Consider the following 6,000-nt stretch of genomic DNA (forward strand, 5'->3'; position numbering starts at 1 on the left):
GGCTTAGTCGATCTCCTGGACGACCGTGCGGGTCGACGGATCGACCAGCATCACGCGCTCGCCCGAGTAGACATAGCGGTACTTGGTGAGCGAGGGACCCCAGTCGGCAGGCACCGCCTCGAGTTCGACTTCGCGCGGGACGGGCTGGCCGACGACGATCTTCTCGCGGGTCTGCACGGGGCGCACCTTGTGCTCGGTGACGTAGGTGCGGATCTTCGTGCGATATTCCGGCTCGATCTGCACGGCGGCGGCATGGCCGGTGCCGGTGGTGGTGACGACCGTGGACTGCGCCATCGCGCCAGTGGAGATCATCGCCGCCATCACGGTAGTCAGTAGAAGCTTGTTCATCTTTCTCTCCTCGCCGCCATATGCGGCCGGGTCGAGAACCCTCGAATGATGCCAAGGTTCCGCCCGTCCACGACGTTACCGCATGCGACGGAACATTCCGGCCTTGCGCCGGTTCGCCAAGCTTCCGGCGGCGCACTTGAGCTCCCAAGGAGACGCTTGTTCACGAAGAGACCGCTGATGCCACCGCTCGATGCAGTCAGGAGTGCTCCCGATCGACGCCAACGGAGGCTGCTGATCGTACTGGCTCTAGGCTTCGTCATCTTCGGCGCTGCGGCGGCGGCCCTCTTCTACGTCCTGCAGCCCGAGACCCTACGGATCGCCGTCGGCCCCACAGGTAGCGAAGACCATCAGGTGGTCCAGGCGATGGCCGAGGCATTCGAGGAGGAAAGCAGGACAGTCAGGATCTCGCCGATCACGACCGAAGGAGCGGCCGAATCTCTCGCCCTCATGGGCGCCGGCAAAACCGACTTGGCGGTCGGCCGGGGCGATCTTGCCATGCCGGCCGACGCGCAGACGCTCGCCGTCCTGCGTAAGAATTACGTTGTCCTGTGGTCGCCCTCCGGGCGACCCGGCAAGGACTCCAAGAAAAAGGCAGGGGCCAAGATCGCAGAGATCGCCGATCTGGCGGGGCACAAGGTCGGCATCATCGGAAGGACCGGCGCCAACGTCGCACTCCTGAGGACAATTCTAGAGGGCTCAGGCGTGCAGCCCGACAAGGTTGCCACGGCTCAATTCGGGACCGAAGAGATCGAAAAGCTTGCCCAAGACACCACTCTCGACGCGTATCTAGCCGTCGGTCCGCTCGACAGCAAGATCACGGCGGCGGCCATTGCCGCGACTTCCCGATCGCGCGGAGCGCCGAAGTTTCTTCCGGTCGAAGCGTCCGAGGCCATCGCCCTGAGGCACCCCCGCTACGAAGCCGAAGAGATCCCCGGCAGCGTCTTCAACGCGGACCCGGCCTGGCCTGAGGACAAGGTCGACACCATCAGCGTCAACCATCTCATCCTTGCCAGAAAAGAATTGTCCGAAGCCAAAGCTGCGGCCTTCTACCGGCAGCTTTTCGCGGTACGCGACACCATAAGCCAACGTGTCGCCGGCGCCGCGCACATCACAAAACCAGAAACCGAGAAGGAGGCGGAGCCCTCCGTGCACCGTGGCGCAGCTGCGGTCATCAACGGGACCGAGCGGACGTTTCTGGACAAGTACAGCGACTACTTCTGGTTCGCTCTGCTTCTTCTTTCCGGCATCGGTTCGGCCGCCGCCTGGCTGCGTCGCTACCTGAACCGGGACGAGCGGGACGACAACACCAGCCATCGCAACCGCATTCTCGCGCTGGTCTCGGACGTCCGGGGTGCCCCGTCCGAAGAGGACTTGCTGACATCGCAACGCGAAGTCGACGCGATCATCGGCGAAGCCCTCAAGTGCTACGACGATGGAGCCATCGAACAGGAGGACATGGCCGCGTTCGCTCTCGCCCTCGAACTGTTCGATCACGCCGTCGCCCAAAGGCGAGCGGCGCTGCAGAGCGGTCTTCCCGATCAAGCGCGGACACAAGGGCCCACCCTCGCCTCTCGACGGTAGCGAGCCCCCTTAGATGAATCCTTAGCGGCGCCTCGAGTGGCCGGTCGGGAAGTTCTCCAAGTTGGCACCACGAAAGGGGTATTGCTGTTCCTTCGATGTCGGCCGACGGTTCGACCGACCCGGTGGCGGAAGCGGGAATTCCACGCAAAAGTAAGGGAATACTTTCTATCCTGGTTCGAGCCCAGGCCGGGTCTCCGAGCGCTTGGGGCGTGTTCATCCCTTCTGCAGCACCGCGGATAACATTGGACCATCATTCAGGATCGAAAAGACCTCCCGCGACGACAGATGGGCAGCCGCCTGCTCGAAGCTATCGCTCGCATCGACCTTGGCGCGGCCAACCACCAGGTTGGCGTCGATCGTGTCGGGCCGGGCGGCGCGAGGAGGTGACTGCTGCGCGAGGTGGAAGGCCAGGAGCGCGGCGTCTTCGCGCAGCTCCACCAAGGCCGGTCTTATGCCTACATCGATCGACCCGCTCAATTCGTTCGCTCGACGCAAGACGAGAGTCGGTTCTCTTTCCTCCGGCGTGGCAAACAATTTGCCGGAGGCGGGGGCGGCAGTCAGCGCCCCTATGGGAACGGCGAACAGGAGCCCCACGATGACCGGCGACATCCAGAGCAGAAGGGGTAGCGAAACGGCGTAGGCGCTTGCAGCCATCACGACGCCGCACGCGGTCGGAACGCCGTATTTCCGATAGAGCTCGCGGCGCTCCACCGTGCCGTCGTCGCGCCTCTGCGTCTGCCAGCCCGCATCGCGGCCAGCCAGAATCTCGACGACGGCGATCGACTGAAAGATCATCATCACGGGCGCCATCAACGCGGATACGACGATCTCCGCGAAAACCCCGGCCGAGGCACGCAACGCGCCGCCGAATTGCCCACGCGCCGATCGCCGCGTCCACACGAGGACAAGGCTGAGCAGCTTTGGCAACAGCAACAGACCCATGGTGGCGACGAACACCCAGATGGCGAGCACGGGATCCTGGGCCGGCCAGGTCGGAAACAATGAGAAGCCCTTCGGGAAATATTCCGGCCGTACGAACCGGGCCTGCAGAGAGATCAACATTCCCAGCAGCAGGAATAGCAGCCACAGCGGCGCCGTCAGATAGGTCCCGATGCCTACCATGAAATGCAGGCGCGACACCCAATGGAGACCTCGCGCTGGGACCACGGCCAGATGCTGAAGATTGCCCTGACACCAACGCCGGTCGCGCGCGGCGAAATCGAGCAGCGAAGGCGGCACCTCTTCGTAGCTTCCGCCGAGCATCGGCAGCATGTAGATGCCCCACCCGGCCCGCCGCATTAGCGCGGCCTCGACGAAATCGTGGCTGAGGATGTGCCCGCCGAACGGCTTCCGTCCTCGGAGCTGCGGCAGCGCGGCCGCTTCTGCGAACGCCTTCACTCTGATGATCGCGTTGTGTCCCCAGTAGTTGCCTTCCGAGCCGTGCCACCAGGCGACCCCGGCGGCGATCAGCGGACCGTAAAGGCGGCCCGCGAATTGCTGGACACGGCTGAACAGACTTCGCGCGTTGACGATCGTGGGAAGCGTCTGGACCAGCCCGGCGGTCGGATTGGTCTCGATGGCATGGACCAATCGGACGACGGTCTGCCCGCTCATGAGACTGTCGGCGTCGAGCACGATTATGAAGTCGTAGCCCGCGCCGAAACGGTTGATCCACTCGGAGATATTGCCGGCCTTGCGCGCTGTGTTGTCGGCGCGGTGACGATAGTACAGCCGCGGCATTCCGACGGCCTGTCGCAATGCAAGCAACGCCTTCTCCTCGGCGATCCAGATGTCGGGATCAGTGCTGTCGCTCAGAACGAACCAGTCGAACAGATTTCCTCGCGAGGTCGCCTCCAAGGACTCGATGATCGCACGCAGCCGGGCCGTCAATCGGTGCGGGTCCTCGTTGTAGGTGGGAAGCAGCATGGCTGTGCGGCTTGCGATGACAGGTAATTCCGCACCAGGCGCGAAGGCGTCCCCGTCCGAACGTTGGGCCAGCAGCACGAAGAATCCCGCGACGGCGGACGCGAACGAAAAGGCGACCCAAGCGAGCAGGACAATGAAGAGCGCCAGCACCATGGCTTCGAGGACGGTGACGCCGCCGACCTCCAGCACGCGATACATCTCATATCCTCCCGCCCCCGTGAGCGCCGCCGTGCAAAAGAGGATGAGACCGCGTCGCCAAGCCATCGCGGTGGCGACCGGCGCAGGGACGCGGTCCGGCACCCGGTCTTTTCCGAGATCGCCAGGCGCCATGGGAAGGGGAGACTCGCGCGGCAACAGGCGTTGGGTCGCGATAGCGCCGGCAACCGGCCGCGGGGCCGTGCTCAGGGTGCCCATCGGTAGACCCAGACTTCCGACAAGGGCTTGTCGCCTTCGGTCAGAAACGCGCGTAGCTCGATCGGCTCGCCCTTGACCTGACACTGGAAGCTCAGCCGCCAGCCGCCGGTGTGGGGGTTGGGCTGCGTGACGATGTTCTTCACTTCCGACTTGTCAGCCGTCACCACACCTTTTACGCCCGCAGGGTCGATGCCTTTCAAGTTGTCGCCGACCAGATCGAGAACGAAGAGGCGGGCGTCTTCGCCCCTCGCTCCAATGCCGGTGCGCGTGAAGCGGTTGAGCGAATGCGGTCTGGGATTGTCCGGTCCCCAATGCAGCCGATAGGTGTAGTTGTGTTCACCCTTGGCTTGCAGCGGGTTCTTAGGCCGCCAGAATGCGGCAATGTTGTCGTGAACCTCCTCCTTGGTCGGGATCTCGAACAGCATGACCCCGCCCTCGCCCCAGTCCCCGATCGGCTCCATCCAGAGACTGGGACGTTTTTCGAAGCTGGATTCGATGTCCTGATAAGCAAAGAAGTTTCTCTCCCGCTGCATCAACCCAAACCCGCGGGGATTGATATCCTGAAAGGTGCTGATCTGGAGGTCTCGGGGATTGCTGAGCGGACGCCAGAGGCTTTCGCCCTTCCCGTTGAAGATCGCAAGGCCGTCGGAATCGTGAACGGAAGGGCGGAAATCGTCGATGTCGTTGCGGTCGTTCGGACCGTAGAAGAACATGCTGGTCATCGGCGCGAGCCCGGCCCGCTGCACTTCGACACGCGGATAGACCGACATCTCGACGTCGAAGACCGTCGTGTCCCCGGGCCGAACGGTGAATCGGTAGCTCGCCGCACAGCTTTTGCTGTCGAGCAAAGCGTGGATAACCAGCGCAGTCGCACCAGGCGCAGGCCGCTCCAGCCAGAAGGCCTTGAAGAGCGGAAATTCCTCGCCCTTGGCTTCGCCCGTATCGATCGAAAGCCCCCGAGCGGAAAGCCCATACGTCTGTCCCTTGGCGACGGCACGGAAGTAACTCGCGCCCAGAAAGACGCAGACCTCGTCGTAGTAATCGGCCCGGTTCATCGGCGCGTGGATTCGGAAACCGGCGAACCCCAGATCGGCGTCCTCGAACCCTGGAACTTTGTCGCCGAAGGAGAAGTCCGCCTTGCAATACTTGATCTCGGTGGCCTTTCCGTCCGCGACCTCGAAGATGTTCACCCGGGTCTTATAGAAGAAGCCGCGATGGAAGAACTGCGCTTCGAACGGGAGATTCTTGCCGCGCCAGAGCGCGCGCTCGGACAGGAAGCGGATCGAGCGGTACTGATCGTAATCGAGGTCCCGCAAGCCGCTCGGCAGCTTCTCGTCGGGCGCCTCGTACGATTTGCTCGCCAGCATGCGGGCGAGGTCCCTCACGTTGGATGGCCCGAATGTGCCCTCCGACGGACCAATGGCGGCGAATCCGCTCCGCGAGGCGAGCAGCAACGCCGGCAGCACCGCCGACCCTCGAACAAGCTGGCGTCGGTTCACTGGTCCTCCTACTCGCTACTGCTACCGCGGCCAAGCAACGACCGGCGCGCCCGCGAGTTCCACCGCCGGCCATCACTGGCCAGACAAGAAGCGAGCACCGGCCCAATCACAAGGAAAAGCAGCCGAAATTCAGAGATCCGGCCCTGACCTAAGATCCGTGAGGGCATCGCGGAACGTCTTGGCTTCGGGGAGCCTTGTCTGGTCGGAGGATGAAATGGCGCGAGTCTGGAAT

The 6,000-nt window shown here is 63.5% G+C and carries 4 protein-coding genes; 1 reads left to right on the plus strand and 3 read right to left on the minus strand.

All coding sequences use genetic code 11. The features are described 5' to 3' along the window. Window positions 1-3: 3 nt before the first annotated feature. Window positions 4-348: a DUF1236 domain-containing protein gene (locus Q2941_RS36065; RefSeq protein ID WP_458195458.1), complete on the minus strand. Its 345-nt coding sequence runs from the start codon at window positions 346-348 to the stop codon at window positions 4-6. 177 nt (window positions 349-525) lie between these two features. On the opposite strand from Q2941_RS36065, the gene Q2941_RS36070 reads away from it, so the two are divergent. Next, on the plus strand, window positions 526-1,929 hold the full coding sequence (locus Q2941_RS36070; RefSeq protein WP_458195459.1) for a TAXI family TRAP transporter solute-binding subunit: 1,404 nt from the start codon (window positions 526-528) through the stop codon (window positions 1,927-1,929). Between the two features lie 213 nt (window positions 1,930-2,142). Here Q2941_RS36070 and mdoH read toward each other — a convergent pair whose 3' ends face one another. Both mdoH and Q2941_RS36080 read right to left on the minus strand, forming a co-directional pair. Next, window positions 2,143-4,269: a glucans biosynthesis glucosyltransferase MdoH gene (mdoH, locus tag Q2941_RS36075; RefSeq protein WP_458195460.1), complete on the minus strand. Its 2,127-nt coding sequence runs from the start codon at window positions 4,267-4,269 to the stop codon at window positions 2,143-2,145. Continuing rightward, complete coding sequence (locus Q2941_RS36080; protein WP_458195461.1) at window positions 4,257-5,768, minus strand: glucan biosynthesis protein G; 1,512 nt, start codon at window positions 5,766-5,768, stop codon at window positions 4,257-4,259. Before Q2941_RS36080 ends, mdoH begins: the two co-directional genes overlap by 13 nt. Between the last annotated feature and the right edge of the window lie 232 nt (window positions 5,769-6,000).

It is taken from the genome of Bradyrhizobium sp. UFLA05-153 (assembly GCF_054185185.1).

Coding starts and splice junctions, on each gene's coding strand:
- Q2941_RS36065 (WP_458195458.1), bottom strand. CDS start 348: ATGAACAAGCTTCTACTGACTACCGTGATGGCGGCGATGATCTCCACT.
- Q2941_RS36070 (WP_458195459.1), top strand. CDS start 526: ATGCCACCGCTCGATGCAGTCAGGAGTGCTCCCGATCGACGCCAACGG.
- mdoH (WP_458195460.1), bottom strand. CDS start 4,269: ATGGGCACCCTGAGCACGGCCCCGCGGCCGGTTGCCGGCGCTATCGCG.